26 protein-coding genes are annotated in these 25,911 nt (G+C 72.4%); 16 read left to right on the plus strand and 10 right to left on the minus strand.

From position 1 onward, the window contains the following. Window positions 1-120 precede the first annotated feature (120 nt). The 3 genes from ACSW7Y_RS04405 to ACSW7Y_RS04415 all read left to right on the plus strand — a co-directional run bounded on the left by ACSW7Y_RS04405 (window position 121) and on the right by ACSW7Y_RS04415 (window position 1,996). Complete coding sequence (locus ACSW7Y_RS04405) at window positions 121-876, plus strand: hypothetical protein (protein WP_438125124.1); 756 nt, start codon at window positions 121-123, stop codon at window positions 874-876. 298 nt (window positions 877-1,174) lie between these two features. Continuing rightward, window positions 1,175-1,435 (plus strand): DUF3072 domain-containing protein, encoded by a 261-nt coding sequence (locus tag ACSW7Y_RS04410; RefSeq protein WP_412879703.1) that lies wholly within the window; start codon window positions 1,175-1,177, stop codon window positions 1,433-1,435. Window positions 1,436-1,555: 120 nt separating this feature from the next. Then, window positions 1,556-1,996, plus strand: a complete 441-nt coding sequence (locus ACSW7Y_RS04415) for a DoxX family protein (RefSeq protein ID WP_290132803.1) — start codon at window positions 1,556-1,558, stop codon at window positions 1,994-1,996. A 323-nt stretch (window positions 1,997-2,319) separates the two neighbouring features. On the opposite strand, the gene ACSW7Y_RS04420 is transcribed toward ACSW7Y_RS04415, so the two are convergent. Beyond that, window positions 2,320-3,438: an NAD(P)-binding domain-containing protein gene (locus ACSW7Y_RS04420; RefSeq protein WP_438125125.1), complete on the minus strand. Its 1,119-nt coding sequence runs from the start codon at window positions 3,436-3,438 to the stop codon at window positions 2,320-2,322. A gap of 160 nt (window positions 3,439-3,598) precedes the next feature. Between ACSW7Y_RS04420 and ACSW7Y_RS04425 the strand changes: the two genes are divergently transcribed. Further along, window positions 3,599-3,814 (plus strand): DUF3073 domain-containing protein, encoded by a 216-nt coding sequence (locus tag ACSW7Y_RS04425; RefSeq protein WP_438125126.1) that lies wholly within the window; start codon window positions 3,599-3,601, stop codon window positions 3,812-3,814. Window positions 3,815-4,043: 229 nt separating this feature from the next. Here ACSW7Y_RS04425 and purM read toward each other — a convergent pair whose 3' ends face one another. Further along, complete coding sequence (gene purM, locus ACSW7Y_RS04430) at window positions 4,044-5,147, minus strand: phosphoribosylformylglycinamidine cyclo-ligase (protein ID WP_438125127.1); 1,104 nt, start codon at window positions 5,145-5,147, stop codon at window positions 4,044-4,046. A 70-nt stretch (window positions 5,148-5,217) separates the two neighbouring features. Here purM and purF point away from each other — a divergent pair, with 70 nt between their 5' ends. Continuing rightward, window positions 5,218-6,675, plus strand: a complete 1,458-nt coding sequence (gene purF, locus ACSW7Y_RS04435) for an amidophosphoribosyltransferase (RefSeq protein ID WP_438125128.1) — start codon at window positions 5,218-5,220, stop codon at window positions 6,673-6,675. Window positions 6,676-6,759: 84 nt separating this feature from the next. Here purF and ACSW7Y_RS04440 read toward each other — a convergent pair whose 3' ends face one another. Then, entirely contained in the window at window positions 6,760-7,155 is a 396-nt protein-coding gene (locus tag ACSW7Y_RS04440; protein WP_438125129.1) for a hypothetical protein, read from the minus strand. Window positions 7,156-7,275: 120 nt separating this feature from the next. Between ACSW7Y_RS04440 and ACSW7Y_RS04445 the strand changes: the two genes are divergently transcribed. Continuing rightward, entirely contained in the window at window positions 7,276-9,861 is a 2,586-nt protein-coding gene (locus ACSW7Y_RS04445; RefSeq protein WP_438125130.1) for a LuxR C-terminal-related transcriptional regulator, read from the plus strand. Window positions 9,862-10,156: 295 nt separating this feature from the next. On the opposite strand, the gene ACSW7Y_RS04450 is transcribed toward ACSW7Y_RS04445, so the two are convergent. Continuing rightward, complete coding sequence (locus ACSW7Y_RS04450; RefSeq protein WP_438125131.1) at window positions 10,157-10,519, minus strand: sterol carrier family protein; 363 nt, start codon at window positions 10,517-10,519, stop codon at window positions 10,157-10,159. Between the two features lie 58 nt (window positions 10,520-10,577). Between ACSW7Y_RS04450 and purD the strand changes: the two genes are divergently transcribed. Continuing rightward, a complete protein-coding gene (purD, locus tag ACSW7Y_RS04455; protein WP_438125132.1) occupies window positions 10,578-11,846 on the plus strand; it encodes a phosphoribosylamine--glycine ligase in 1,269 nt (422 codons plus the stop codon). Then, on the plus strand, window positions 11,843-12,709 hold the full coding sequence (locus tag ACSW7Y_RS04460) for a phosphoribosylaminoimidazolesuccinocarboxamide synthase (RefSeq protein ID WP_438125133.1): 867 nt from the start codon (window positions 11,843-11,845) through the stop codon (window positions 12,707-12,709). The genes purD and ACSW7Y_RS04460 overlap by 4 nt, the downstream gene beginning before the upstream one ends. Window positions 12,710-12,854: 145 nt before the next feature. On the opposite strand, the gene ACSW7Y_RS04465 is transcribed toward ACSW7Y_RS04460, so the two are convergent. Further along, complete coding sequence (locus tag ACSW7Y_RS04465; protein ID WP_438125134.1) at window positions 12,855-14,051, minus strand: PP2C family protein-serine/threonine phosphatase; 1,197 nt, start codon at window positions 14,049-14,051, stop codon at window positions 12,855-12,857. Window positions 14,052-14,213: 162 nt separating this feature from the next. On the opposite strand from ACSW7Y_RS04465, the gene ACSW7Y_RS04470 reads away from it, so the two are divergent. Genes ACSW7Y_RS04470 through ACSW7Y_RS04490 form a run of 5 tightly spaced genes read left to right on the plus strand, consistent with a single transcriptional unit; the run spans window position 14,214 to window position 18,179 of the window. Continuing rightward, window positions 14,214-15,137 (plus strand): ABC transporter ATP-binding protein, encoded by a 924-nt coding sequence (locus ACSW7Y_RS04470; RefSeq protein WP_438125135.1) that lies wholly within the window; start codon window positions 14,214-14,216, stop codon window positions 15,135-15,137. Further along, window positions 15,134-15,949, plus strand: coding sequence for an ABC transporter permease (locus tag ACSW7Y_RS04475; protein WP_438125136.1), 816 nt, complete (start codon window positions 15,134-15,136; stop codon window positions 15,947-15,949). The genes ACSW7Y_RS04470 and ACSW7Y_RS04475 overlap by 4 nt, the downstream gene beginning before the upstream one ends. Before the next feature lie 23 nt (window positions 15,950-15,972). Further along, window positions 15,973-17,205, plus strand: coding sequence for a sensor histidine kinase (locus ACSW7Y_RS04480; protein ID WP_438125137.1), 1,233 nt, complete (start codon window positions 15,973-15,975; stop codon window positions 17,203-17,205). Then, on the plus strand, window positions 17,202-17,828 hold the full coding sequence (locus tag ACSW7Y_RS04485; RefSeq protein WP_438125138.1) for a response regulator: 627 nt from the start codon (window positions 17,202-17,204) through the stop codon (window positions 17,826-17,828). Before ACSW7Y_RS04480 ends, ACSW7Y_RS04485 begins: the two co-directional genes overlap by 4 nt. Window positions 17,829-17,837: 9 nt before the next feature. Continuing rightward, window positions 17,838-18,179: a hypothetical protein gene (locus ACSW7Y_RS04490; protein ID WP_438125139.1), complete on the plus strand. Its 342-nt coding sequence runs from the start codon at window positions 17,838-17,840 to the stop codon at window positions 18,177-18,179. 7 nt (window positions 18,180-18,186) lie between these two features. Here the strand turns inward: ACSW7Y_RS04490 and ACSW7Y_RS04495 are convergent, their stop codons facing one another. The 3 genes from ACSW7Y_RS04495 to ACSW7Y_RS04505 form a co-directional block, all read right to left on the minus strand. After that, window positions 18,187-19,002 carry a helix-turn-helix transcriptional regulator gene (locus ACSW7Y_RS04495; RefSeq protein ID WP_438125140.1) on the minus strand — a complete coding sequence of 272 codons (816 nt, stop codon included), beginning with the start codon at window positions 19,000-19,002 and terminating at the stop codon, window positions 18,187-18,189. 95 nt (window positions 19,003-19,097) lie between these two features. Continuing rightward, the gene (gene lepB, locus ACSW7Y_RS04500; protein ID WP_438125141.1) at window positions 19,098-19,727 is read right to left on the minus strand and encodes a signal peptidase I; all 630 of its coding nucleotides are present in this window, start codon (window positions 19,725-19,727) and stop codon (window positions 19,098-19,100) included. Continuing rightward, a complete protein-coding gene (locus ACSW7Y_RS04505; RefSeq protein ID WP_438125142.1) occupies window positions 19,724-20,248 on the minus strand; it encodes a hypothetical protein in 525 nt (174 codons plus the stop codon). Before ACSW7Y_RS04505 ends, lepB begins: the two co-directional genes overlap by 4 nt. Window positions 20,249-20,390: 142 nt before the next feature. Between ACSW7Y_RS04505 and ACSW7Y_RS04510 the strand changes: the two genes are divergently transcribed. Continuing rightward, window positions 20,391-21,260, plus strand: coding sequence for a VOC family protein (locus ACSW7Y_RS04510; RefSeq protein WP_438125143.1), 870 nt, complete (start codon window positions 20,391-20,393; stop codon window positions 21,258-21,260). 34 nt (window positions 21,261-21,294) lie between these two features. Continuing rightward, window positions 21,295-21,861: a GNAT family N-acetyltransferase gene (locus tag ACSW7Y_RS04515; protein ID WP_438125144.1), complete on the plus strand. Its 567-nt coding sequence runs from the start codon at window positions 21,295-21,297 to the stop codon at window positions 21,859-21,861. A 187-nt stretch (window positions 21,862-22,048) separates the two neighbouring features. Here the strand turns inward: ACSW7Y_RS04515 and ACSW7Y_RS04520 are convergent, their stop codons facing one another. After that, entirely contained in the window at window positions 22,049-23,575 is a 1,527-nt protein-coding gene (locus ACSW7Y_RS04520) for a catalase (protein WP_438125145.1), read from the minus strand. Window positions 23,576-23,664: 89 nt separating this feature from the next. Continuing rightward, window positions 23,665-24,198, minus strand: coding sequence for a Fur family transcriptional regulator (locus ACSW7Y_RS04525; protein ID WP_438125146.1), 534 nt, complete (start codon window positions 24,196-24,198; stop codon window positions 23,665-23,667). A 320-nt stretch (window positions 24,199-24,518) separates the two neighbouring features. Between ACSW7Y_RS04525 and ACSW7Y_RS04530 the strand changes: the two genes are divergently transcribed. Next, the gene (locus ACSW7Y_RS04530) at window positions 24,519-25,826 is read left to right on the plus strand and encodes an acyltransferase family protein (RefSeq protein ID WP_438125147.1); all 1,308 of its coding nucleotides are present in this window, start codon (window positions 24,519-24,521) and stop codon (window positions 25,824-25,826) included. Window positions 25,827-25,911 lie beyond the last annotated feature (85 nt).

Here is a 25,911-nt window from a genome sequence, read left to right on the forward strand (position 1 = left end):
GCACCGGGGAGCTCCGCACGCTGGTCGGCGCCCCGCCCGCGGCGCGCACGCCGGCCTCCCCGACCGACACCGACCGCTCGTGACACCGGGTGACGGCAGCCGGTCGTACGATGTGACGCCATGACCCCGACCGACCTCCGCGCCTTCGCCACGTTCGACGCGCACGGCGGCAAGGTGTCCAAGCGCGTCGAGGTGCTCGACCACGAACCTCCGGCCGGCAGCCCGCTCGAGGGCCTCGTCGCCGTGCGCGGGGAGCACCCGCTGGGCGCGGTGGACGAACGCGCGGCGGACGACTCGTCCGCACTGTCGCGCGGCGAGCCCGCGATCGGGTGGGTGGACCCCGCGACGCTCCGGGACTGGTACCGCCCGGACCGCTTCGTGATCACCCGTCTCGAGGCGCGGCGGTCCGGCATCGTCCCGGGTCTGTACGCCGACTCGCGTGGGCGCGGGCGCGTGCGGATCGACAGCCGGGAGGCACTGCTCGCCCCTGACGGTCGGCCCGCCTTCCGCGCACTGGCCGGTCCGGACGACGCCCCGGTCGTGGACGTTCCCCTGCCGAAGGACCAGGCGGTCCGACTGGTCGCGGTGACCGCGGTCACGGAGGGCCTCGAGATCGTCACGACACCCGTGTCACCGTTCCTGTCGCCCGGCACGTACGCCGCGTACGCGGCCGACGTCCCCGGCCTGGCGCCCCGCGCTGCGACGGGGTCCGTGCTGGTCACGGCATCGGTGCTGCTCGACGGTGCGCTGCACACGGTGGACCAGATCGACGAGCGCGCTGCCACGATGTGGATCGACCGCGACGGCTCGGTCGTGCCGATCGCGCTGAGCGGGATCGGACCGGACCTCGTGCGCTACGCCGCCGCGCCCGCCTGACCCGGGGATCGGTGCCGTCCGCGCGCGCAGTCGTTCGCGGGGGAACCGCTCCGTCGTGCGGTCCGCGCCGCGGAGCGGTCCGCGCTGTCGTCCGGTCCGCGCTGTCCGTCCCGTCCGCGCTGCCGTCCGGTCCGCGCTGTCCGTCCGGTCCGCGCTGCCGTCCGGTCCGCGCTGCCGTCCGGTCCGCGCTGCCGTCCGGTCCGCGCTGTCCGTCCGGTCCGCGCTGTCGTTAGGTCCACGCTGTCCGGGGGACGTCGCGCGGGGGTGGGGGTCGGTGGCCGGGCGTAGCGTCCGCCGCATGAGCGATGCAGACCAGACCGACCACACCGGCGAGACGCTGGGTGGACCGCGCCCCGACCCTTCGACCACCGCGAGCAAGGACCCCGAGGACTGGGTCACCGGCGACGAGCCGATGACCGGCCCGCAGCGGAGCTACCTCGACACCCTCGCCCGTGAGGCCGGCGAGGAACTCCCGGCCGACCTCACGAAGGCCGAGGCCTCCGAGCACATCGAGCGACTCCAGGCGCAGACCGGACGCGGGTCCGACACCGCTTCCTGAACCCCGGTCCGCCGAACGGCGGACCGCTGTCTGGGCATGTCCTGGCGATGCCCTGGCGAACTCCGTCGAGACCCTCGTCCGGGGGTACTCGATGACGTGTCACCCGCTAGTTTCTCGGGCATGCGAACGACATCGACCTCGATCGGCCTCACCGTGCTCCGCGTCGTCCTCGGCGTGGTGTTCATCGCCCACGGCGCGCAGAAGTTCGCGCAGGGCATCCCGAACGTCACCCAGGGCTTCGCGGGCATGGGCGTCCCGCTCGCCGACGTCGCCGCTCCGCTCGTCGCGGGGCTGGAACTCGTCGGCGGTGTGTTCCTCGTGCTCGGGGTCGCGACCCGCGTCGTCGGGGTGCTCCTCGCGGTCGACATGGTCGTCGCGGGGCTGCTCGCCCACTCCTCGGCCGGGTTCTTCTCGCAGGACGGCGGCTTCGAGTACGTGCTCGTCCTGGCCGTCGGCTCCCTGGCCGTCGCCCTGACCGGCCCCGGGCGCTTCTCCCTCGACGCACTCCTGCTGCTCGCCACCCGGCGTCGGCGGGGCGTGGACGAGCCGCTGCCCGCCTGAGCCCCGCTCCCGACGCGACCACTGACGGACGGGAGGCTCGGCGCACGACGCGCGCCGCGCCTCCCGTCTGTCCGTCTGCGCATCCGTGCGCGGCGCGGTGCAGCCAGGCGCCGACTACCGCTCGCCGCTCGCGCTCGCCCGCCACGGTGCGAGGTTTCGCGCGTGGTGCGAGCCCTCCGCCCTCGCACCGAGCGCGAGACCTCGCACCACGCGCGCGCAACCGAGAACGACCTCGCACCGTGCGAGCGACTGCGAACCCCGCACCGTGCGCGCCGCTGGCGTGCGACCTCGCACCGTGCGGCGGGCCCCGTCCCACGAGGCTCTCAGGCGCCGGCGAGCACGTCCACCACCTGTCGGGCGATGCGACGACCGGCGCGGTTCGCGCCGATCGTCGAGGCCTGCGGACCGTAGCCCGCGAGGAAGAGGCGCGGCTCGTCCTCCGAGCGGCCGTCCGCCACGACGATCCCGCCCTGTGCCGTCCGCAGCCGCAGCGGCGCGAGGTGGCGGAGGTCGGCACGGAAGCCCGTCGCCCACAGGACGGCGTCGGCGTGCACGTGCTCTCCCTCGGCCGTCACGACCCCGGTCGCGTCCAGGCGGGCGAACATCGGCGAGGCCACCAGCGTGCCGCGGTCGATGCCCGCCCGGATGCGGCGCGTGACGGGGATCCCGGTCCCGCTGACGATGCTCGGCAGGACCCGACCGGCCCGCGCGGCACGATCCTGCTCGTCGACCGCGGCGACCGCGGACTCGAGGTCGAGCGATGCGGAGTCCGACCAGACCACCGGACGCCGCGTGAACCACCGCGTGGACCGTGCGACGCCGTCGAGCTCGAGCAGGAACCCGATCGCGCTCGTCCCGCCGCCGACCACGACGACGTCCTGCCCCGCGAACTCGGAGGCGCTCCGGTACTCGGTCGTGTCGAGCTGCCGCCCGGTGAAGACGTCGCGTCCCGGGTACCAGGGCACGAACGGGGTGCCCCACGTCCCGGAGGCGTTGACGACGACCTCGGAGCTGATCCGGCTCGTCCGTTCGTCAGGAGTCTGCAGGGTCGTACAGAGTCGGTCGGCCCCCTCGACACGGGTGACCGAGGTGACCGTGACCGGGCGGCGGACCCGGAGGTCGTAGTGCTGCTCGAAGCGCCGGTAGTACTCGGCGACGACGTCCCGCGCGGGTCGGGCGCGATCGGCGTCGTCGAACGTGAGGCCCATCGCCCGCATCCCCGGCAGGTCGTGGACCCGGTGCGCCGCGCCGAGCCGCAGGGCCTCCCACCGGTACTGCCAGGCGCCGCCCGTGTCCGGGCCGCGATCGAGCACCACGAGGTCCGAGCCCGGTACGAGTCCGAGGCGGCGCAGGTGGTGGGCGACCGACAGCCCGGCCTGACCCGCGCCGATGACGACGACACGCGCGTGCTGGTCCGGGGCGGTGTTCGTGGCGTCGCTCATCACATCCGATTCTGCTGTGTCCGCCGTGCTCGGGGCGACGTCCAGATCGGGGTACATGGTAGAGTGATCGGCAGATTTCAAACCACGAACCGTCCGATTCCCCGGGTGTCCAATCGCACCCGCCAGGATCGGACCAGAGCCGATCACGAGGGGGTCACGCATGGGGCGCGGCCGTCAGAAGGCAAAGCACACCAAGGTCGCCCGGGAGCTGAAGTACTTCAGCCCGGAGACGAACTACGGTGCGCTCGAACGCGAGCTCTCCGCCGGGCAGCACTCGGACGAGAACTCCTACGTCGACCGCTGGGCTGACCAGTACGGTGACGACGAGGAAGAGCTCGAGCTCGAGCAACACGAGGACCAGAACAAGTCCGCCTGAGCCGCACTCGTGCGACACGCCGCTCACCCTCGGGTGCGCGGCGTTTCCGCGTGTCGTGCGGGCTGTCTCGTTCGGTCGCGCAACATGCCGCGCGCGAGTCGCCGCGGTCGCAGAAGTCGTCGCTGCCCGTACCCACTGACGACACCTCGCGCGACCGACCCGGCCGGCCGACGGCGAGTCGTGCGACCAGCAGCCGCGCCCGCGTCCGCCCGCGTCCGACCCCCGCGCGTCAGGCCGAGTAGGACCCCACGAGGCGCACGGCCCCGCCGTCGACGCCCTTCGCACCCTGCTCGAAGCCGCTGAGGTCCTCGCGCGGCGCGGTCGAGATCGTCCCGACCGCCCACGACGGCAGCCCCGCGGCACCGAGCGACGCGATGACGTCCGGTGCTGCCCCGGCCGACACCACGGCGAACATCCCGATACCGAGGTTCCACGTGCCCTCGGTGTCCTCGAGGGGCGTGCCCGCCATCGAGGCCAGCACGCGGAACACCGGCAGCGGCGACCACGTCGAGCGGTCGACCTCGACCCAGGAGCCGACGGGCAGCACGCGGGCCAGGTTCGCGGCGATGCCCCCACCCGTCACGTGCGAGAGCGAGTGCACCGCTCCCGGGTGCGACGACAGCAGGGACAGCAGCGGGGTCGTGTAGAGGCGCGTCGGCTCGAGGAGCGCTTCGCCGACGGACACCCCGGCGCCGAACTCCGGCAGCTGGTCGGTGTACTGGACGCCCCGCGTCGACAGGATGTGCCGGACGAGCGAGTAGCCGTTCGAGTGCAGCCCCGACGACGCGATCGCCACGACGACGTCGCCGTCCTCGACGAGGTGCGCGCCGAGCTGGGCACCGGCCTCGACGACTCCGGTCGCCGCACCCGCGACGTCGTAGTCGTCCGGGCCGAGCAGCCCCGGGTGCTCCGCGGTCTCGCCGCCGACGAGCGCGGTCCCGGTCTCCGAGCAGCCGCGGGCGATCCCGGCGACGATGTCCGCGATCCGGTTCGGCACGACCCGGCCGCACGCGATGTAGTCCGTCATGAAGAGCGGCTTCGCACCGACCACGACGATGTCGTCGACGACCATGCCGACGAGGTCCTGCCCGATGGTGTCGTGCTTGTCGATCGCCTGTGCGATGGCGACCTTCGTACCGACGCCGTCCGTCGAGGTCGCGAGCAGCGGCCGTTCGAAGTCCTTCAGGAACGAGACGTCGTAGAGCCCCGCGAACCCGCCGACACCGCCCATCACCGAGGCGTTGTGCGTGGCCGAGACCGCCGACTTCATGAGTTCGACCGCGAGGTCGCCGGCTGCTGTGTCGACGCCGGCCTCGGCGTAGGGGTTCGTCATGCGTCGTCCTCCGCGGGGCATGGCAGACTTGTTCGGTCCCCCCGATTCTACGGTCTGGAGCACACCGCGAATGTGCGGCATCGTCGGGCTCGTCGCCCAGAGTCCTGCCAACCAATCCATCTACGACGCTCTGCTCCTCCTGCAGCACCGAGGACAGGACTCGACCGGCATCGCCACGGTCGAGGGTCACATCCACCACATGCACAAGACGCGTGGGCACGTACGAGAGGCTTTCCGCACGCGTGACATGCGGTCCCTGCTCGGCACGATGGGCCTCGGTCACGTGCGCTACGCCACGAAGGGCGCGGCGAGCAACGAGGAAGAGGCGCAGCCGTTCTACGTGAACGCGCCCTACGGCATCGTCCTCGTGCACAACGGCAACCTGACGAACACGCGGGAACTCACCCGTGAGCTGTTCGACATCGACCGCCGGCACCTCAACACGAGTTCCGACACCGAGCTCCTCGTGAACGTCCTCGCGCACGAGCTCCAGGGCCAGGTCCGCGGCAAGGACCTCGACCCCGGCCAGGTGTTCGACGCCGTGGAGCGCGTGCACGAGCGCGTCGAGGGCTCCTACGCCGCGATCGCGACCATCGCCGGCCACGGCCTGCTCGCCTTCCGCGACCCGTTCGGCATCCGCCCGCTCATCCTCGGCCACAAGTTCGACGAGGCCGGCCAGCCGGAGTGGGTCGTGGCGTCGGAGTCGCTCGTCCTCGAGTCCGGCGGCTACGAGATCGTCCGGGACATCGCCCCCGGCGAGGCCGTGTTCATCGAGATGAACGGTCAGATGCACGCCCGGCAGTGCGCGAAGAACCCGCGCCTCGTTCCCTGCTCGTTCGAGTACGTCTACCTCGCCCGGCCCGACTCGGTCATGAACGGCATCTCGGTGTACGACGCTCGGCTCCGGCTCGGCAACCGCCTCGCCGACACCATCGAGCAGTACGCACCGACCGGGAACATCGACGTCGTCATGCCGATCCCGGACTCCTCCCGCCCGGCGGCGATGCAGGTCGCGCAGAAGCTCGGCATCGAGTACCGCGAGGGCTTCTACAAGAACCGCTACGTCGGCCGGACGTTCATCATGCCGGGGCAGGCGGAGCGCAAGCGGTCCGTCCGCCAGAAGCTCAACGCCATGTCGTCGGAGTTCAAGGGCAAGAACATCCTCATCGTCGACGACTCGATCGTGCGCGGCACGACGAGCAAGGAGATCGTGGAGATGGCCCGCGCGGCCGGTGCGAACGAGGTCACCTTCACGAGCGCCGCTCCGCCTGTCCGCTTCCCGCACGTCTTCGGCATCAACATGCCGACGCGTGCCGAGCTCATCGCGCACGACCGGAAGATCCCGGAGATCAACCGCGTGCTCGGGAGCGACCACCTGATCTACCAGGAGATCGCGGACATGCGTGACGCGATCATCGAGGGGTCGGACGTCACCGACCTCGAGATGAGCTGCTTCACCGGCGAGTACGTCACGGGCACCGTCAGCCCCGAGTACCTGTCCTGGGTCGAGGCCAACCAGCTCAGCTAGGTCCGGTCGCCCAGGGCGACCAGCAGACGGACTGGAGGCACGGTGCGGGCCCGCACCGTGCCTCCCGTCCGATCAGGGGTCGCGTCAGCGACCGGCGACGTCGTCGCCGTGGTCCTCGACCTCGCCGTCGACCGTCTCCGGCGCGGGTTCGACGTCCACGCGCTCGGCGGTGAGCGCCGACGCGCGGCGCGCGAAGACGCGGTCGAGCACGACCGCGACCAGGGCGCCGACGAACGCCCCGAGGGTCACACCCCAGAGCGAGAAGTACCCCACCAGCGAGCCGTAGCTCGCGGTCTCCTGCTGGTCCCCGCGATCGATGTTCATCGTCGCGGACACCACGACCAGGGTCACGAGGAACCCGAGGACCGCCCCGCCGACGATGAAGACGCCGAACTTCGGCGCGCGTCGGATGGTGACCTCGTCGGAGGTGGAGACGGCGTTCGGCGCCGGTCGTTCTTCGGGTCCGTCGGTGGTGCTCACCAGGCCATTGTCCCCCACTGTGGGACGTGCTCCGGCCTGTGCGCTGCACACGATCCGGTGCAGGATGGTCCCCACCGGTCGCGCCCCGACGACGGGTGGGGAGGGAACGAGGTGACACGCATGCGCGGACGCACCGAGCGTGGTCACCGGTCCGGTCCACGCCGTCGCCCGCCCGCGCGCATCGCCTGGCCGATCGCGCGGCGGCAGGAGGAGGACCGTGCGGTCGCGGTCGTCGCCGAGCACCGGTGGAGCGTCGCGCTCGTCGGTGCCCCCGGCCTCGGGAAGACCACCGCAGCCGAGCGGATCACCGACCGGGTCGTCGGTCGGGACCCCTCGGGACGGACGCTCGTCGTGCCGATCACCGCGGTCGCGGCCGGGCGGTCGATGCCGTTCGACGCGGTTTCCGGACACTTCGGGGAGCTCCCGACCACGCTGGCGGAACTCGCCGACGAGCGCCAGGCGGCGGAGCGGCTCCGGTCGCTCGGCGGCGCCGACCGCGACGTGCTGCTCCGGGTGGACGACGCCGACCACCTCGACGCGATCTCGGCCCGGTACGTGGCGTGGCTCGTCCGACACCAGGACGCCCGGCTCGTCCTGACCTGCCGGGACTTCACCGCACTGCCCGAACCGCTGCGCGCGCTGTGGCAGGACGACCTGCTCGAACGGATCGACCTCGCGCCGCTCGACCTCCGCGGGACGTCCGACCTCATCGCGACCGCGCTCGGCGCCCAGCTCGAGAACGCCTCGGCCGAACGCGTGCACCGCGCCACGGCGGGCAACCCGCTCTACGTCCGCGAGGTCGTGCGTGCCGCGCTGGCGTCGGGGGCCCTCGAGCAGACCGCGTCCGGCTGGTACTGGCGCGGTCGGGTCACCGCGTCGAACAGCCTCGCGGACATGTACCGCACCGAGCTCGGGACCCTGCCCGAGGACCTCCGGGACGTCGTCGACATCGTCGCGCTCGCCGATCCGATCCCGCTCCCCCGATTGCTCGCCCTCGTCCCCGGCGGTGACATCGACCGCGTGGTGGCGCTCGGCCTCGTGCGGATGGACTCGACCGAGGACGGGACCGCGGTCGTCCGGCCGTCGCACCCCCTGGTCGGCGAGGTCGTCCGTGCGCTCGTCCCGGTCGCCCGCCGCACGGCGCTCTTCGCACGCGCCAACGCGTTCCGGACCGACCGTCCGGAGGGTGCCCCGCCGGCCGCGCGGCTCCGCGCCGCGCTGTGGTCGCTCGAGTGCGGTGTGCTGCCCGCGACGGAGGTGCTGCTCGACGCCGCGCAGGTCGCCGTCCGTCTGCAGGAGCTCGAGAGCGCCATCGCGCTGACCTCGGCTGCGCTCCGGACGCCTCTCGCGTGCACGCAGCGCATCGCCGCCCTCGTGCTGCGGTCCCTCGCCCACTCGTACAGCGCCGGTCGCGAAGCCGGTCGCGCCGACGCCGAGGCCGCGTGGGCGATCGCGCGGGGGTCGGACGACGTCGACGACGCCGCGGTCATCGAGGCGTGCGAGACGCTCGCGAACATCCGGCAGTTCCACGACGACGACGTCGACGCAGCGGTCGCGCTCACGGACGCGGCGACCGAGCTCGTCGGACCCGAGGCCGCCGAACGACTGCGGCTGCTCCGACTCGCACACCTCGGCTGGGGCGGTCGGTTCACGGAGGTGCGGTACGAGGTCGAGGCGAGCGGCATCGTGCACGCCCCGACCGTGCCCTTCGGGTTCCTGTGCCTCGCCCCCTGCGCCGTGATGGCGCTGGCCACCGCCGGTCGCCTCGACGACGCGGTCGCCCTCGCCCGCAAGTGCCTGCAGACCGCCGTCGTGAACCTCGAGGACGCTCCGTGGAGCGTCGGCGAGATCGTGTCCGTCCTGCACCAGGTGCAGGTGTGGCGCGGGGACATCGCCGACCTGCTCGTCGAGGTGCCCGTGCGACGGTCCAGCCCCTACCTCATGTACGACTTCACGCTGGAGCTCATCGGCGACGGCAACCTCGCCATCGGGCAGCGGCGGTGGGACGACGCGATCGCTGCGTTCTCGGCGGCGTGCGAGCGCTACGACGTCGCGGACCACGGCGGCTTCGCGGCCTACCCGTGGGCCCGGCTCGCGATGGCGTACGCCTACGCCGGGCGGCTCGAGGAGGCCGCGTCGGCACTGGAGCGCGCCCGGACGACCCCGCTCCGCGCGATGCGGATCACCGGGGAGCAGGTCGCCGTGTCGATCGCCTGGACGGAGTGGGTGCTCGGCAGACCCGAGGGACTGCGACACATGGACGAGGTCATCGAGCGGTCGACCGCCACGGGATCGTGGACGCACGTCCTGTACGGCCAGACGCTCCACTACGCGAACGACATGCGGGCCGGTCGCGACGACGGCCCCTCGCTCGACCGGCTCCGCGACGCCGCGCTCGCCGTCGACGGCCCCCTCGCGGCGGCGATCGTCGGGTACGCCGACGCCGTCCGGTCCCGGGACCGCCCACGGGTCATCGTCGCGCAGGGCGTGCTGGCGTCGCACGGCATGGCGGTGACGGCCGGTCACACGAGACCGCCCCTGACGAACCGCGAGTACGAGGTCGCCAAGCTCGCGGCCGAGGGCCTGAGCAACCGACGCATCGCGGAGACGCTCGGCCTGTCCGTCCGGACGATCGACGCGCACCTGTCGCGGGTGTTCCAGAAGTGGGACCTGCACGCGAGGAGCGAGCTCGCGGATCTGCTGTGATGCGGTCCGGACGTTTCGCCTCGTACGTCGTCCTGGCGCGTCCTCGGGCGGCCGCTTCCCGCTCGAACTGTTGCGGGTTGCAGCACGACGCGCCGGATGGTTGACACAGCGAGCCGGAAATCGCGTAACGTGTGGCGTGTCGCCGGGTTCGGACCCGTTCGGGTCGGGTCCGAATCCCGGCGACTTCCACGATAGGCAACCGGTTGCGCGGGGCGCATCGGTAGGACCTACCTAATTCGCTTCGCCTCGCGAGGGATCTCCCGCCGCGCCGCCCGGCACGCTGCCGGCCACGGGGTCAGGCCGGGAGTCGTACCGGCAGGAAGTCGGTCAGGTCCGCCCGCGAGCCGGAGGCGCTGACCCGCGCAGCACCGACCGCCTCCTCCCAGCGCAGCTCCCCCGTCGCCAGAGCGATCCAGGTCGCTGCATCGGTCTCGACGACGTTCGGCGGGGTCCCGCGGGTGTGCCGTGGGCCGGGGATCGCCTGCACGGCCGCGAACGGCGGGACGCGGACCTCGACGCTGTTGCCCGGGACGTCCTCGGCGAGCCGCTGCAGCGTCCACCGGACCGCGGTCGCGACGTCGGTGCGCTGCGTGCTGCCCCCGACCACCGCGGCGAGCGCACGCCGTCCGTCCTCGTCGTCGATCGTCCTGCGGGGCATGTCCACAGGCTAGCGACGCCGATCGCAACGCGGGACCGGCGCTCGGTAGGCTGGCCGCGTGCGAATCCTCGTCCTCGGTTCCGGTGCCCGCGAGCACGCCATCGTCACGGCCCTCCTCGCGGAGCAGGTTGGGCACGTCATCACGGTCGCGCCGGGCAACGCCGGCATCGCGGCGGACGTCGAGACGGTGTCGCTCGACCCGACGAACGGTGCGCTCGTCGCCGAGTACGCGATCGAGAACGACGTCGAACTCGTCGTCGTCGGTCCGGAGGCCCCGCTGATCGCCGGGGTCGCCGACCCCGTCCGCACCCGCGGCATCCCGGTCTTCGGTCCGGGCAAGGCGGCGGCGCAGCTCGAGGGGTCGAAGGCGTTCGCGAAGCGGATCATGGCCGAGGCCGGCGTCCCGACCGGGCGTCCCGTGTACGCGGGCACGGTGGACGAAGCCGTGGCCGCGCTCGACGAGCTCGGCGCCCCGTACGTCGTCAAGGCCGACGGACTCGCGGCGGGCAAGGGCGTCCTCGTGACCGAGGACCGGCAGGCCGCGATCGACCACGCCACCTACTGGCTCCAGCACGGGCACGTCGTGGTCGAGGAGTTCCTCGACGGCGAAGAGGTCTCGCTGTTCTTCCTGAGCGACGGGCACGACGTCCGGGCACTCAGCCCCGCGCAGGACCACAAGCGGCTCGGCGACGGCGACACCGGCCCGAACACCGGCGGCATGGGCGCCTACTCGCCGCTGCCCTGGCTCACCGACCGCTGGGCCTCCGAGGACGCCTTCGTGGCCGAGGTCACCGACCTGGTGGCGCTTCCAACGGTCCGGCGGCTCGAGCACGAGGGCACGCCGTTCGTCGGGCTGCTCTACTGCGGTCTGATCGTCACCGAGCAGGGCGTCCGCGTCATCGAGTTCAACGCCCGGTTCGGCGACCCGGAGACCCAGGTCGTCCTGCCCCGACTCGCGACCCCGCTGAGCGGCCTCATGCTCGCGGCGGCGACGGGGCGGCTCGGGTCCGTCCCCGCCCCGGAGTTCCGCGCGGACGCCGCCGTCACGGTGGTCCTCGCGAGCGAGGGCTACCCGGAGAACCCGCACACCGGTCGTCGGATCACCGGCATCGACGCCGCGAACGCGCGTCCGGGCGTCTCGGTCGCGCACGCCGCGACCGGGCTCCTCGACGGCGAGCTCGTCGCCACGGGCGGCCGGGTCCTGAGCGTCGTCGCGACCGGCGCCGACTTCGCCGAGGCCCGTGAGCGCGCCTACGCCGGCCTGCACGACATCACGCTCGAGGGTGGGCAGTACCGCACCGACATCGCGGCGAAGGTCGCCCGGTGAGCGCCCCCGTCGTCGAGGGCTGGCAGCACGTCGCCTCGGGCAAGGTCCGCGAGCTCTACGTCCCGTCCGGCACCGCCGGGGTCGCGGACGCCCGGGAGCTGCTCCTCGTGGCGTCCGACCGTGTCAGCGCGTACGACTTCGCGCTCGAACCGCCGATCCCCGGCAAGGGCGAGCTGCTGACCCGGCTGTCCCGCTTCTGGTTCGACCGGCTGTCGGACGTCCCGAACCACCTGCTGCCCGCGTCCGCCGGCGGGACCCCGGTGCCCGCCGAGGTCGCGTCCCGCTCGATGCACGTGATGCCGCTGACCATGTTCCCCGTGGAGTGCGTCGTCCGCGGCTACCTCGTCGGCAGCGGCTGGGCCGAGTACCAGGAGTCCGGCAGCGTCTGTGGTGTCGCGCTCCCGGCCGGACTGTCGAACGGCGATCGCCTCCCGGAGCCGATCTACACGCCCGCGTACAAGGCTCCACAGGGTGAGCACGACGAGAACATCTCGTTCGAGCAGACCGTCGAGCTCGTCGGGCAGCAGGACGCCGAGGCCCTCCGTGACCTGTCGCTCCGCGTCTACTCCGAGGCCGCGGCGATCGCGCTCGAGCACGGGGTCGTCATCGCGGACACGAAGTTCGAGTTCGGTCGCGACGCCGAGGGGACCATCCGGATCGCGGACGAGGTCCTCACGAGCGACTCGAGCCGCTACTGGGACGTCCGTGGCGAGAGCCGGACCGAGTCGTTCGACAAGCAGATCGTGCGCGACTGGCTCAGCGCGAACTGGGACCGCCAGGGCACGCCGCCCGTGCTCCCGGACGAGATCGTCGCGCGCACCGCCGCACGGTACCGGGAGCTCATCGAGCGCCTCGGTGCCTGACGCGCGGCACGCCTGCGACGACGAGCCGGACCGCTCAGCGTCACGCGACGACGAGCCGGACCGCTGAGCGTCACGCGCGACGACGAGCCGGACCGGCACCGACATCGCGCAGCGCGCACACCGCGCGCTGACGGACCAGCCCGCGTCAGGCGTCGCGCGCCACGACCACGACCGTCAGGTCGTCGCCCGGGTCGTGCTCGACCGCGCGTGCCCGGACCGCCCCGAGGAACCCGTCGATGTCCGCCGCGCCGCGGTAGAGCTCCCCGAGCCGTGACAGCGACGCCAACGTGGAGTCCCAGAGCTCGAGCGCGCCGTCGCTCACCAGGACGAGCACGTCCCCGACGCCGAGGTCGAGCGACCCCGTCGTCCGGGTGAGGCCGGCGGGGTGCAGGCCGAGCGGGAGGTCGAACGAGCGGAGCACCTCCTCGGAGCCGTCCGCGCGCAGGTGCAGCACGAGCCCGTGTCCGGCGTCCGTGAACGCGAGGTGTCCGGTCGACGGCTCGAGTCGGCCGTGGAAGAGCGTGGCGAAGGACTCGGCGCGGCTGAGCTCCGGGGCGACCTGCGCCTCGAGCCCGGCGACCGCGGTGTCCGGTCGTTCGTCGCCGCGGGCGAGGAGCGCCCCGCGGATGTTCGCCGCGAGGAGTCCCGCCGACATCCCCTTGCCCATCACGTCGGCGAGGGTGACCACGAGGTCGTCGCCCGACCGGTGCCACTCGTGCAGGTCGCCGGAGACGACGCCGTGCGGCATGCTCATGCCGGCGACGCGGTACCCGGGCAGGACGACGTCGGCCGGCTCGAGCCCGGCCAGGACCGCTCGGAGGCGGTCCTCGTCGGCACCGGCGGCGAGTTCACGCTCCGCCCAGACCCCGAGTTCCTCGAGCAGCGCCAGGTCGTCGTCGCCGAGGGTCCGCGGCGCTTGGTCCACGAGGCAGAGCGTCCCGACCTTGACGTCGTCGTCACCGAGCCGCAGCGGCACGCCGGCGTAGAACCGGACGTTCGGGTCGTCGACGACCATCGGCATGTCGGCGTAGCGGGCGTCGGCCGTGGCGTCCTCGACGACGACCGGGCCGGCCTCGCCGAGGGTCCGGCCGCAGAACGTGTCCTGCAGCGGGATCGTCGGGTCGAACCGGGTGTCGCTCTGCTGCGACTTGATCGTCAGCACGGACTCGCCCGCGAGGTTGAGGAACGAACCCGTGACCCCGAAGGCCTCCCGAGCGATGCGGGTGATGCGCTCGAACCGCTCCTCGGGACCACTCTCGACCACGTCGAGCGCCGCGAGCAGCGCCGCCCGCCGCACGGCGTCCGGGGCGGTGGCGTTCGACGGCGAGGTGGTGAGGCTCATGCCCTCCACGGTAACGCCGCGGGCGAGCGACCGTGTGTCCCCACAACGGAGGACGCGCACCCCCAGAGGGCGGGTCAGCGGATCCGGCCGTGACGATTGTCACGGTGACGTCGTGACGGACGGCAGCGGTGCAGCGACACGATCGGCGCGAGATTGGTGCCCATGAACAGCACAGGACTCCCGGACGACGCGGTCATCGCACTGCGCGGTCTCCACAAGCGCTTCGGCGCCGTGCACGCCGTCGACGGCGTGGACCTCACGATCCGTCGCGGCGAGGTCGTCGCGCTCCTCGGTCCGAACGGCGCCGGCAAGACCACGACGGTCGACCTGGCACTCGGGCTCTCGACGCCCACCGCCGGCGAGGTCCGTCTCTTCGGTGAGGACCCCCGTGCGGCGGTCGTCGACGGGCGGGTCGGGGCGATGCTGCAGGGCGGTGCGCTGCTGCCCGACATGACGGTCCGCGACGTGGTCGCCCTCGTGGGCGCCGCGCACCGGACCCCGATGCCCGTCGACGAGGCCCTCCGCCGAGCCCGCTGCACCGAGATCGCCGGACGACGGGTGAACAAGCTCTCCGGCGGGCAGCTGCAACGGGCGCGGTTCGCGGTCGCGGTCGTCTCGGACCCGGAGCTCCTCGTGCTCGACGAACCGACGGCGGCGATGGACGTCGAGGCGCGGCACACCTTCTGGTCGTCGATGCACGAGTTCACCGACGCCGGTCGCACGGTGGTCTTCGCCACCCACTACCTCGACGAGGCCGACACCTTCGCCGACCGCATCGTCATCATGCGCTCCGGTCGCGTCGTCGCCGACGGCACCCCGACCGAGATCAAGGCCATCGCGTCCAGCCGGTCGGTCCGGTTCGCCGGCGTCGGCCCCGACGCGCACGTCGCCCTGCGCGCCCTGCCGGGCGTCACCGGCCTGGAGGCACGGCACGACTCCGTCACGCTCCGCACCGACCGCAGCGACGACACGCTGCGGGCACTCCTCACCGCGTTCCCGCAGGCGCACGACGTCCAGGTGGTCGCCTCGACCATGGACGACGCCTTCCTCGCACTCACCGCCGACCCGCAGGAGGTCTCCGCATGACCAGCACGACCGCGACCACCGTCGCCGCTCCCACCGTCCGTCCCCTCGCCCGCACCGTCCGGGGCCGCCTGCCGATCCGCTACGTCGCCCTCGAGACCACCCGCCAGCTCCGCAACGTCAAGGCGATGGTGTTCACCTTCGCGATCCCGGTGGTCATGCTCCTGGTGTTCGGCGCCGCGTACGGGTCGCAGCTCGACCAGTCCACCGGTCTGCGCTACCTGACCGTCACCACGCTGCAGATGGCGTCGTACGGCGCGATGATGGCCGCGCTCAGCCAGGCCTTCGCCATCGTCAACGAGCGCTCGATCGGCTGGAACCGCCAGCTCCGTGTCACGCCGCTGTCCGGCTGGGGCTTCATGGTGTCCAAGGTCATCGCGGCGATGGCGTTCGCGGCGCTGTCGATCACGATCACGATCGCCGTCGCCGTCGTCGCCCTGCACGCCACGCTCGACCCGGTGCACTGGCTCGCGGCGGCGTTCGGCATCTGGTGCGGCGTCGTCCCGTTCGCACTGATCGCGATCCTCGTCGGGCAGTTCGCGAAGCCGTCGTTCGCACAGCCGCTCTTCATGGTCGTGTTCATGGGCCTGTCCATCCTCGGCGGCCTCTGGGTGCCCCTGTCGGTCATGCCGAGCTGGATGGGTACCGTCGCGCACCTACTGCCGTCCTACTGGCTCAACCGCATCGGCCAGATGGGGGCGGGCGCCACCGGCAGCACCGGCATGGTCGAGCCGGCAATCGTGCTGACGGGTTGGGCGGTCGCCCTCGCCGCCGTGATCGTGTGGCGCTACCGCCGCGACGCGGCGCGGCAGTGAGCCGTGGCCCTACGCTGACCGACATGACCGACTCCCGCACCCGCCCCGTCGCCGTGAGCGACGGGGCGGCGGCGCGCCGTGCCTCCAGGCCGTCGCCCCGTTCGTTCCCGTGGGCCGTCCCGCCGGGCGCGACCGAGGACGTCATCCGCGCCGGCCGACGCCGCTGGTACGGCGGTGCCGTGTTCGCGCTGCTGTGGCAGGTGCTGGAACTCGTCGCCGTCTGGAACGACGGCCGGTCGTTCGAGGCGCACGTCTGGTCGACGCTCGCCCTGTTCGTCCTGTACGCGGCGTACCTCTTCGCACCCGAGCTGATGTGGCGGAGCGGGATGCGGACGCGCGTCCTCGTGCTCGCCGGGATCGCGACCCTCGCCGGACTGCTCCTGCTCGTCGTCGGGCCGCTCGCGGTGTGGACGTGGCTCCTCGTCGCCGCGCTCACCGGCTTCGTCGCCGAACGCTTCTGGGTCGCGGGGGTGGGGATCCTCACCGTCATCGCTGCCCAGCTCGTCGTCGCCGGGTCGCTCGGGTGGGACGACGCCGTGGGCAGCGGACTCCTGTTCGCGCCGATCGTGACGGTCTCGGTCGGGGCCTCGATGCTCTTCTTCGGTCGGCAGCGCGAGGCGGAGGACAAGCTCGACGTCGCACAGGACGAACTCACCCGGCTCGCCGTCGTCGAGGAGCGGACCCGGTTCTCGCGCGATCTGCACGACGTGCTCGGCCACTCGCTCACCGTCGTCGCGATGAAGTCCGAGCTCGCGAGCCGACTCGTCGACGTCGACCCCGCGCGGGCCAAGGCGGAGATGCAGGACGTCGAACGGCTCTCCCGCGAGGCGCTGCAGGGGTTGCGCCGGGCGGTCAGCGGGTACCGGGAGGCCGACCTCGAGGCCGAGCTCGTGTCCGCGCGCGCCGCGCTGACGGCCGCCGAGGTCGAGGCCGACCTCCCGGCCGACGGCACGGCCGCGGCTCGGGACGTCAGGAGCCTGTTCGCCTGGGTCCTGCGTGAGGGCGTGACGAACGTCCTGCGGCACGCGGCGGCGACCCGGGTGCGGGTGACGCTGACGCGGACGGCGCTGACCATCGAGGACGACGGCACCGGTGCTGGGGCAGGGGCCGGTCGCTCGTCCATCGACCCCGGGCTCGGCGGCAACGGACTCCGTGGGTTGCGTGAACGAGCCGACGCGGTGGGCGCGACCGTCGTCACCGGCACGAGCGGCCTCGGGGGCTTCCTGCTGCGCGTCGAACGGAAGGGCCGACGATGACCGACACGATCCGGGTGCTGCTCGCCGACGACCAGGCGCTCGTCCGCGGAGCCCTCGCCTCGCTGCTGTCCCTCGAGCCCGACATCACGGTCGTGGCGCAGGTCGCTCGCGGCGACGAGGTCGTCGAGGCGGCGCGCACGTCGGGAGCCGTGGTGGCGCTGCTCGACGTCGAGATGCCCGGCGCCGACGGCCTCTCCGCCGCGGCCGCCCTCGCCCGCGAGGTCCCGACCTGCCGCTCGCTCATCGTGACGACGTTCGGCCGCCCCGGCTACCTCCGCCGAGCGCTCGAGTCCGGCGCTGCCGGCTTCGTCGTGAAGGACACCCCCGCCGAACAGCTCGCCGACGCCGTCCGACGGGTCGCCGGCGGGTTCCGCGTGGTCGACCCCGTGCTCGCCGCCGAGTCACTCGCCGCCGGGCCCTCGCCGCTCAGCCCGCGCGAGACCGACGTCCTCATCGCCTTCCGCACGAACCCGACGGTCGCCGGGGTCGCCGCGGCACTGCACCTGTCGGAGGGCACCGTACGGAACCACCTCTCCGCCGCGATCGGCAAGACCACCGCGCGCAACGCCACCGAGGCACTCCGGGTCGCTGCGGACAACGGCTGGCTCCTCGGGACGGCGTAGCCTGGGTCGGTGCTCCGCTCCGTCCGTCGTCCGCGCCGCCGCGTGGCCACGTCGCTCGTGCTCGGTGTCGCCGCGACGCTGACCCTGGCGGGGTGCGGAGCGCACGACTCGACCGGGCAGATCACGGTCACGGTGTCGGGGAACGCCGCCCAGCGTCCCTACGAGGTCGAGGTGTTCGCGTCGACGGGCAAGCTGTCCGAACACCAGCGGGTGTTCCCGGGCGGCGCCGCGGCGTTCGCCGGGGTGCCGCTCGGTGAGGTGACGGTCCGGGCGGCCGACCTCTGCCCGCAGCACGCGACGGTGTCGAACGGGTCGGTGGCGACCGTCACGCTGACGACGACGGGCTGCTGAGCGCCGGTCAGCCGCGCCGACCGGCCGTCCGAGCGAGGGTCTCGCGGGGGCTCTCCCCGAACCGGGCGCGGTAGTCGGACGCGAAGCGGCCGAGGTGCGTGAACTGCCAGCGGTGGGCGACGTCCCGGACGGTGAGGATCCTCCGCCCCCTCGTGGTGAACTCCAGGTGCACCCGGTCGAGCCGGGCCTCGCGGAGGTACCGCATCGGCGTGACCGCGAGGCGCCGACGGAAGAGGTCCTGCAGGCCTCGCTCGCTCAGTCCGCAGGCCCCCGCGATGTCGGCGACCGTGATCGGGTCACCGGCGTGCTCGTGCACGAAGGCGATCGCGCGGCGCATGCGCTGCTCGACGTCCGATCGCGCACGGGTGTAGGTGGAGAGCACGACACGCGCGACGCGTTGCTTGAGCGCTCGGCGCTCGGCTTCGGGGAGCTCGGGGTCGAGGACGCGGTCGACGGCGTCGCGCAGCAGCGTCCGCAGCGGCTCGGTCCGGTTGTCGGTGGGGTCCGGCTGCACGAACCGGTACGACTCGTCCGCGTCGCCGAGCAGTGCCGGTGCGACGTGCAGGAGCGTCATCGCCGTGGCGTCCGTCTCGAACGCGTACGCCACCGACGCGGAGAGCACCACCGGCTGCCCGGGGCTGACCTCCCAGCGCTCTCCGTCGTCCGCGGTGACGACCGCGTGCCCGTCCGCCAACCAGAACACGACGTGGTCGGGGCGTGGGCCGATGGTGCCGGCCTGTGGTCCGCTCGTCCGGATGCGCCGAACCGAGAGCTCGTCGTCGCCGCCGGTCTGGTACTCGAACGCAGCATCGTCCGTCGGCATGTGCAGCACGCTACCCGGCGCGTGCTCCCGCCACGACACCCCCGAACGCGCCGCAGTGCGACGGCCGCGTGTCGCGCGGTCAGCGTGTCGCGCCGTCAGCGTGTCGCGCGGTCGGGCACCCGGTCCCACTCGTCGCCGTACCGGGACAGGACCGACCATCGCGACACGGGCCACGTCGTGACGAACGCCCGACCCACGACGTCGTCGACCGGAACCGAACCGTGCGCCCTGCTGTCCGCGGAGTCGTACCGGTTGTCGCCCATCACCCAGATGTGGTTCTTCGGGACCGTGATGTCGAAGTCGGTCCCGGACACCCGGTCGGATCCCGCTTCGCGGACGACGTACGGCTCGTCCACGGCCTTCCCGTTGACCGAGAGCCGCCCGTCCGACCCACAGCAGGACACCCGGTCCCCCGGCAGCCCGACGACCCGCTTGATGAGGTCGTCGCCCTGGCCGGTCCCGAGCCACCCGCCCGGGTCCGTGAAGACGACGACGTCCCCGCGCTGCAACGGCACGAGTCCGGGGACGAGCTCGTTGACGAGTACCCGGTCGCCCACGAGGAGCGTGTTCTCCATCGACTCCGACGGGATGTAGAAGGACCGGACCAGGAACGTCTTCACCAGGAACGAGGCGATCAACGCCGCCACGACGATGATCGCCAGGTCGCGGAGGAACCGCCAGCCGCCCCGCTGCTTCGCGTTGCCCTCGGTCGTCGCACCACTCAATGCGTCAGCACCACCTTCACGAGTCCGATCACGAACGCGACCGCGGCGAGCACGATGCCGCCCCAGAGCCCGAGGAACGTCGGACGCGCCCCCGAGAACCGCTGCAGGAACACGCCGACGAGCCCGATGCGCACGACGAGGATCACGACGGCGGCGATCTGGGCCCACTCTGCCGGGAGCCATCCGACCCACGCCGCGACGTACAGCACGGCCGGGATGAGGCCGGAGGTCGCGATCGGGTTCGCGTTGCGGGCGATGACGGCCGCGCTCTCGCGTCGGGCGTCGTCGTCGGCGTCGCGGTCGGCGCCGATGCCGTGTGCGACGAGGTGCGCCAGGACGTGCGCGAGGTAGGTCAGGACCGCCGTCGCGAGGACCGTCAGCACCGCGGCGCCGTGCTCGATCTCCGTCGGACCGACCGCGATCGCGGCGCTGAGCACCGTGATGTTCCCGTAGATGTAGGACGACATCCGGTCGCGGACGTGCTCGACCGGGAGGTCTCGCGGGACCGGACGTCGTGGCATCCGTCCATCATGGCCTCATCGAGCCGCGCCTCGCCGACAGGACGCCGAGTGCGATGCGATCGGATGCCGCTCGCGGTGCGCTCGCACCGACCCATCGTCCCATTTGGTTGACGCGTCAACCAAATGGGACGACACTGGACCGATGCAGACCCAGGACCTCCTCGCCGCGGACACCGGCATGGGCGCCGTCACCCTCCGCGTGGCCGACCTCGACCGGATGACCGCGTACTACACGGACGGAGTCCGCCTGAGCGTCCTGTCGTCCACTCCCGGTCGGTCCGTCCTCGGCCGCGGGTCGGTGCCGATCCTCGTGCTCGAGCACGCACCCGAGCTCCAGCACGCCGGCGCGCACGAGGCCGGGCTCTTCCACACGGCGGTCCTGTTCGACACCCGCGCCGACCTCGCGGCCGCGCTGTACTCGGTCGCCACGCAGTACCCGCAGTCGTTCACCGGCAGTGCCGACCACCTCGTCAGCAACGCGTTCTACTTCACGGACCCGGAGGGCAACGGCGTCGAGCTGTACTGGGACCGCGACCGCACGGAGTGGTCGTGGACGCACGGCTCCGTCGACATGGCCACGATCTTCCTCGACCCGAACGCCTTCCTCCGCGAACACCTCACGCAGGACGCCCTCGACGGTGCCGCCGGACGTCCCGGGCGGGTGGGCCACGTGCACCTGTCCGTCGGCGACGTCGCGACGGCCAAGGCGTTCTACGTCGACCAACTCGGCTTCGCGACGACCGCGGGCTGGGGCGAGGCGCTCTTCGTTTCCGCCGGCGGGTACCACCACCACATGGCGATGAACACGTGGAACTCCCGCGGTGCCGGCCGTCGGCAGCTGGCGCTCGGCCTCGGTCTGGTCCGGATCGAGGTCCCGGGCACGGACGACCTCGGTTCCCTCACCGAGCGCATGCGCCACCACGGCGTCCAGCTGGCGGACGACGGACGGACGGTCGCCTTCGAGGACCCGTGGGCGAACCGCATCGAGGTCACCGCTCCCAGCAGGAACTGAGGGCCGCCGTTCGACGCTCCGGCAGGATGGTCTCGTGACTGACGACACCCGGTGGGAGGTGGTCGAGGAGAGCGCCCTGACGCTCGCCGACCACGAGGCGATCACGGCACTGCTGGCGCAGGCCTTCCCGGACTGGTCGCACTGGTTCGTCGGCAGCCGCAGCTGGAGCGGCATGCAGCCCGAGCGGCGGGTGCTCGCGCGGGACCTCGACGGCGTCGTCCTCGCACACGTCGGGATCCGCCGGATGTTCATCAGCGTGGGCAGCGAGGACGTCCTGGTCGGGGACACCGGTCTCGTCGCGGTGACCCCGCGCCTCCAGGGCACCGGGATGGGCCGCGACCTCATGGAACGCGCCCGTGGCGTCCTCGAGGGGCTCGCCGTCCCGTTCGGCTTCCTCGGCACCGGCGAGGACCGCGTGCCGTTCTACGCGCGGGTCGGGTGGCACGCCTTCGACGACGTCGTGACCGACTACACGGCGTTCACCGCCGAGGGCGCGGGCATGCCGATGACCGAGCAGGGCGGCTGGATGGTCCTGCCGGTGGCCGCTCCCCTCGAGGACTGGCCGGCCGGCCCGGTGCACCTCAACGGCCAGCAGGTCTAGCAGCGACGGACGGTCGGGACGCGCGCGGTTCGACGAGGCGCGCGTCGATCGACGCGGGGCACGTCGGAACGCGCGCCTTTCGTCGTTCGACAGGACCCGTGACGGACGGGAGGCACGGTGCCAGCTGGCACCGTGCCTCCCGTCCGTCAGGTGGTGGACCGGGGCTCACGCCCCTGCGATGGCTGGGCTACGCCTCGACCGCGACCTTCTCCGGGTCCTCTTCGGAACCCGGCGCGCTCGGCGCGACCGCGGCGCGCACGCGCGCACCGAGGTCGGCGTCGACGTTCGTCCAGTAGGCGAACACCCGCTCGCGGAGGTCGTCGCGGGTGACCTTCGAGACGTGTCCGGCGATGTTGCCGACGAGGCGCTCGCGCGCGGCGTCGTCGAGGACCTCGCGGTAGAGCGTGCCGGCCTGGCCGAAGTCGTCGTCCTCCGGGTGGAGCGTGGCCGCGGAGCGCTGGAGCGCGCCGTCCGACTCCCAACCCGGCACCTCGTCGGTCGCGGCGGGGTCGGCGTGGGCGCCACCGAGCGAGTTCGGTGCGTACACCGGCACCTCGGACTTCTGGAAGTCGAAGCGCATCGCACCGTCCTTCGAGTACGAGTGCACCTCGTTCTTCGGGGCGTTCACCGGCAGCTGCGCGTGGTTCGTGCCGACGCGGTAGCGGTGAGCGTCCGCGTAGCTGAAGATGCGCGCGAGGAGCATCTTGTCCGGGCTCGCCGCGATGCCGGGCACGAAGTTCGAGGGGGCGAAGGTCGCCTGCTCGATCTGCGCGAAGTAGTTCTCCGGGTTGCGGTTGAGCTCGAGCTCGCCGACCTCGATGAGCGGGTAGTCCGCGTGCGGCCACACCTTGGTGAGGTCGAACGGGTTGAAGCGGTAGGACTCGGCGTCGGCGTAGGGCATGACCTGCACCTTGAGCGTCCACTTCGGGAAGTCCTCGCGCTCGATCGCGGCGTGGAGGTCACGGATGTGGAAGTCGGCGTCCTCACCGGCGATGCGGTCGGCGTCCTCCTGGGTCAGGGTCTTGTGGCCCTGCTGCGTGATGAAGTGGTACTTCACCCAGAAGCGCTCGCCCTCCGCGTTGATCCACTGGTAGGTGTGCGAGCCGAAGCCGTCCATCTCGCGCCACGACGCCGGCAGGCCGCGGTCCCCCATCAGCCACGTCACCTGGTGCGCGGACTCGGGCGAGAGCGTCCAGAAGTCCCACTGCATGTCGTGGTCGCGGAGGTGCGAACCGGGCAGGCGCTTCTGCGAGCGGATGAAGTCCGGGAACTTGATGCCGTCGCGGATGAAGAACACGGGGGTGTTGTTGCCGACGAGGTCGTAGTTGCCCTCTTCGGTGTAGAACTTCAGCGCGAAGCCGCGGGGGTCACGCCAGGTGTCCGGGGAGCCCTGCTCGCCGGCGACGGACGAGAAGCGGGCGAGCATCTCGGTCTGCTTGCCGGGCTGCAGGAACGCGGCGCGGGTGTACTCGCTGATGTCGTGCGTGACGGTGAAGGTACCGAAGGCACCGCCGCCCTTGGCGTGGACGACGCGCTCCGGCACGCGCTCCCGGTTGAACTGCGCGAGCTTCTCCACGAGGTAGTGGTCGTGCAGGGCGAGGGGGCCGTCGGCGCCGACACCCAAGGAGTGCTGGTCGCTCGAGACCGGCGCGCCGGAGTTGGTGGTCGTGGTGGGGGTACCGGCGGGGCCGGCGGGCGTGTTCTGGTCGGACACGGTTCCTCCTCGGAACGTTGGTTCGGTCAGGGGTGCTCGGGTTGCTCGTGGTCCCGGTTCGGAGCCGGGAGGTGGGGTCGTCCGGAACGTCAGGCCTGCGTGGTCGGGGTGGCCGTGGATGCGGTCTCCGCGGACGGTGTGCCCGCAGCCCGGGCGTGCGCGGACGGTGAGCCAGCAGCCCGAGCGTCGTCCTCGCCGGGGGCGTCGTCCCGCTCGGCGGCAGCACACCGCTCGCAGATCCCCCAGTAGGTGACCTCTGCCGTGGCCACCGCGAAGCCGTGCGTCTCCGAGGGCGTGAGGCACGGAGCGTGCCCGACCGCGCAGTCGACGTCCTCGATCGTCCCGCACATGGTGCAGACGATGTGGTGGTGGTTGTCCCCGGTCCGCCGCTCGTACCGCGCGGGGCTGCCGGCGGGTTCGATGCGGCGCACGAGACCGACCCCGGTCAGCGCGGCGAGCACGCCGTACACCGCCTGGTGGCTCGTCGTCGGGAGTTCGGCGCTGAGCGTCGTCACGATGTCGTCCGCGGTCGCGTGGGGCATCGACTCGGTGGCCCGGAGCACCGCGAGTCGCGGAGCGGTCACACGGAGGCCCGCGGTGCGGAGCAGTTCAGCGTCGTCCATCGGACCCCTTCTCTTGCAGCGATCAAGACAACTCGGCCAGCGTAGCACCAGTCCCCCGGCGCCCGCGGCCCGAACGGTCGGTCGTGACACGTGCACCGCCGGTCACTCCAGGCTCGTCAGCTCCTTCGCGGCTCCCGGCACGCCTGCGGCCGCCGACCTCGGCAGCCGCGTCCTGCGCCGGTCCTGCACCCCGGGCCCTCGGCGGACGCTTGCCGATCATGGGCCGACGCATGCCGCTAGGAGCATGCGTCGGGTCACGAAACGGCAGCGATCTGCTGGACTTCCGCTGCGGCCGCGGCACGTAGCAGTAGCGTCCAGCCATGTCCTCGCAGCAGAGCGTGCCGGAACAGGCACACAGCGCACAGGACGTCCGGGGGATCATCGCGAAGCGGGACCTGGTCGTCGACCTCATCCGGACGGCGTGCGTCGTCCTCGTCGTCTTCGTGCACGTCACGATGGTCGGCGTCGGCACGGGGGGCGGGGGCCTCACCGTGACCAGCCCCCTCCAGGAGCTCTCCTGGTACGTCGCGGCGACCTGGGTCGGCCAGGTCATGCCGCTGTTCTTCGTCGTCGGCGGGTTCGCGAGCATCGTCGGGTGGCGGAGCACCGTCGCCCGGGGCGGGGGCGCCCGCGACTGGTGGGCGACCCGGCTCGTCCGGCTCTTCCGGCCCGCGGTCCCGCTCTTCGTCGTCCTCGCTGCGGGACTCGGGGTCGCCACAGCGGCCGGGACGCCCGCCGACCTCCTCGCCGAGGTCGCGTTCGGCATCGGTTCCCCGCTCTGGTTCCTCGCCGCGTACGGCATCACCCAGTGCTGCGTCCCGCTCATGGTGCGGTTGCACGAGCGGGCGCCGTGGCGGACACTCGCCGCGCTCCTCGTCCTCGCGGGCGCGATCGACGCCGTCCGCCTCGCGACCGGCGTGGCCGAGGTCGGCCTGCTCAACCTCGGGCCGGTGTGGTTGTTCGCGCAGCAGCTGGGGTTCCTCTGGGCGGACGGCTGGTTCGCCCGCCGGTCGCGCCTGCTGCTCGTCGCCGTCGCGGCCGCTGCGTACCTGGTCCTCGTGCCGATGACCTCGGTCGGGCTCTGGGCACCCGACATGCTGCAGGACCTCAACCCGCCGATGCTGCCGCTGGCGTTCCTGGCGATCGCGCAGGCATCCCTCGTGCACCTCGTCCACGGGCCGCTCACCCGCCTGATGCGGACGCGGGCGGCGCAGGCGACGGTGTTCGTCCTCGGGCGGGACGGCATGGCCGTCTACCTCTGGCACCTGCCCCTGTTCATCGCGCTCAACGGCGTCGCGCTCCTCGTCGGTGTGCCGTTCCCGGAGCCCGGCGGCACCGTCTGGTGGGCGACCAGGCCCGTCGCACTCGTCGTGCTGCTCGGCGTCGCGATCGCCGTCGCGCGGGCGCTCCGACGGTTCGATCGTCCGCTCCCCCGTCTCGTGCCGGGCTCCGACCGTCCGGCATGGCCCGTCCTCGTGGTCGCCGCGGCGTGCACGGTCGGCCCGGCCTTCGCGGTCATGCAGCTCCACCTCTCGTTCCCGGTCGCCCTCGCCGGTGCACTGCTCGTGCCGCTCGGGGTCTGGCTGCTGACACGGACCACCCCCGCGGCGGGCGTCACCCGGATCTGAACCGGTTCTCACACCGCGGAGCCCTGCGGGAGGGTGCACCGGGCGGAGGATTGCTGCGGCAGCACGATCCGCAGGAGGCACCCCA

This window comes from Curtobacterium flaccumfaciens, from assembly GCF_051548005.1.
In the GTDB taxonomy this organism is placed as follows: domain Bacteria; phylum Actinomycetota; class Actinomycetes; order Actinomycetales; family Microbacteriaceae; genus Curtobacterium.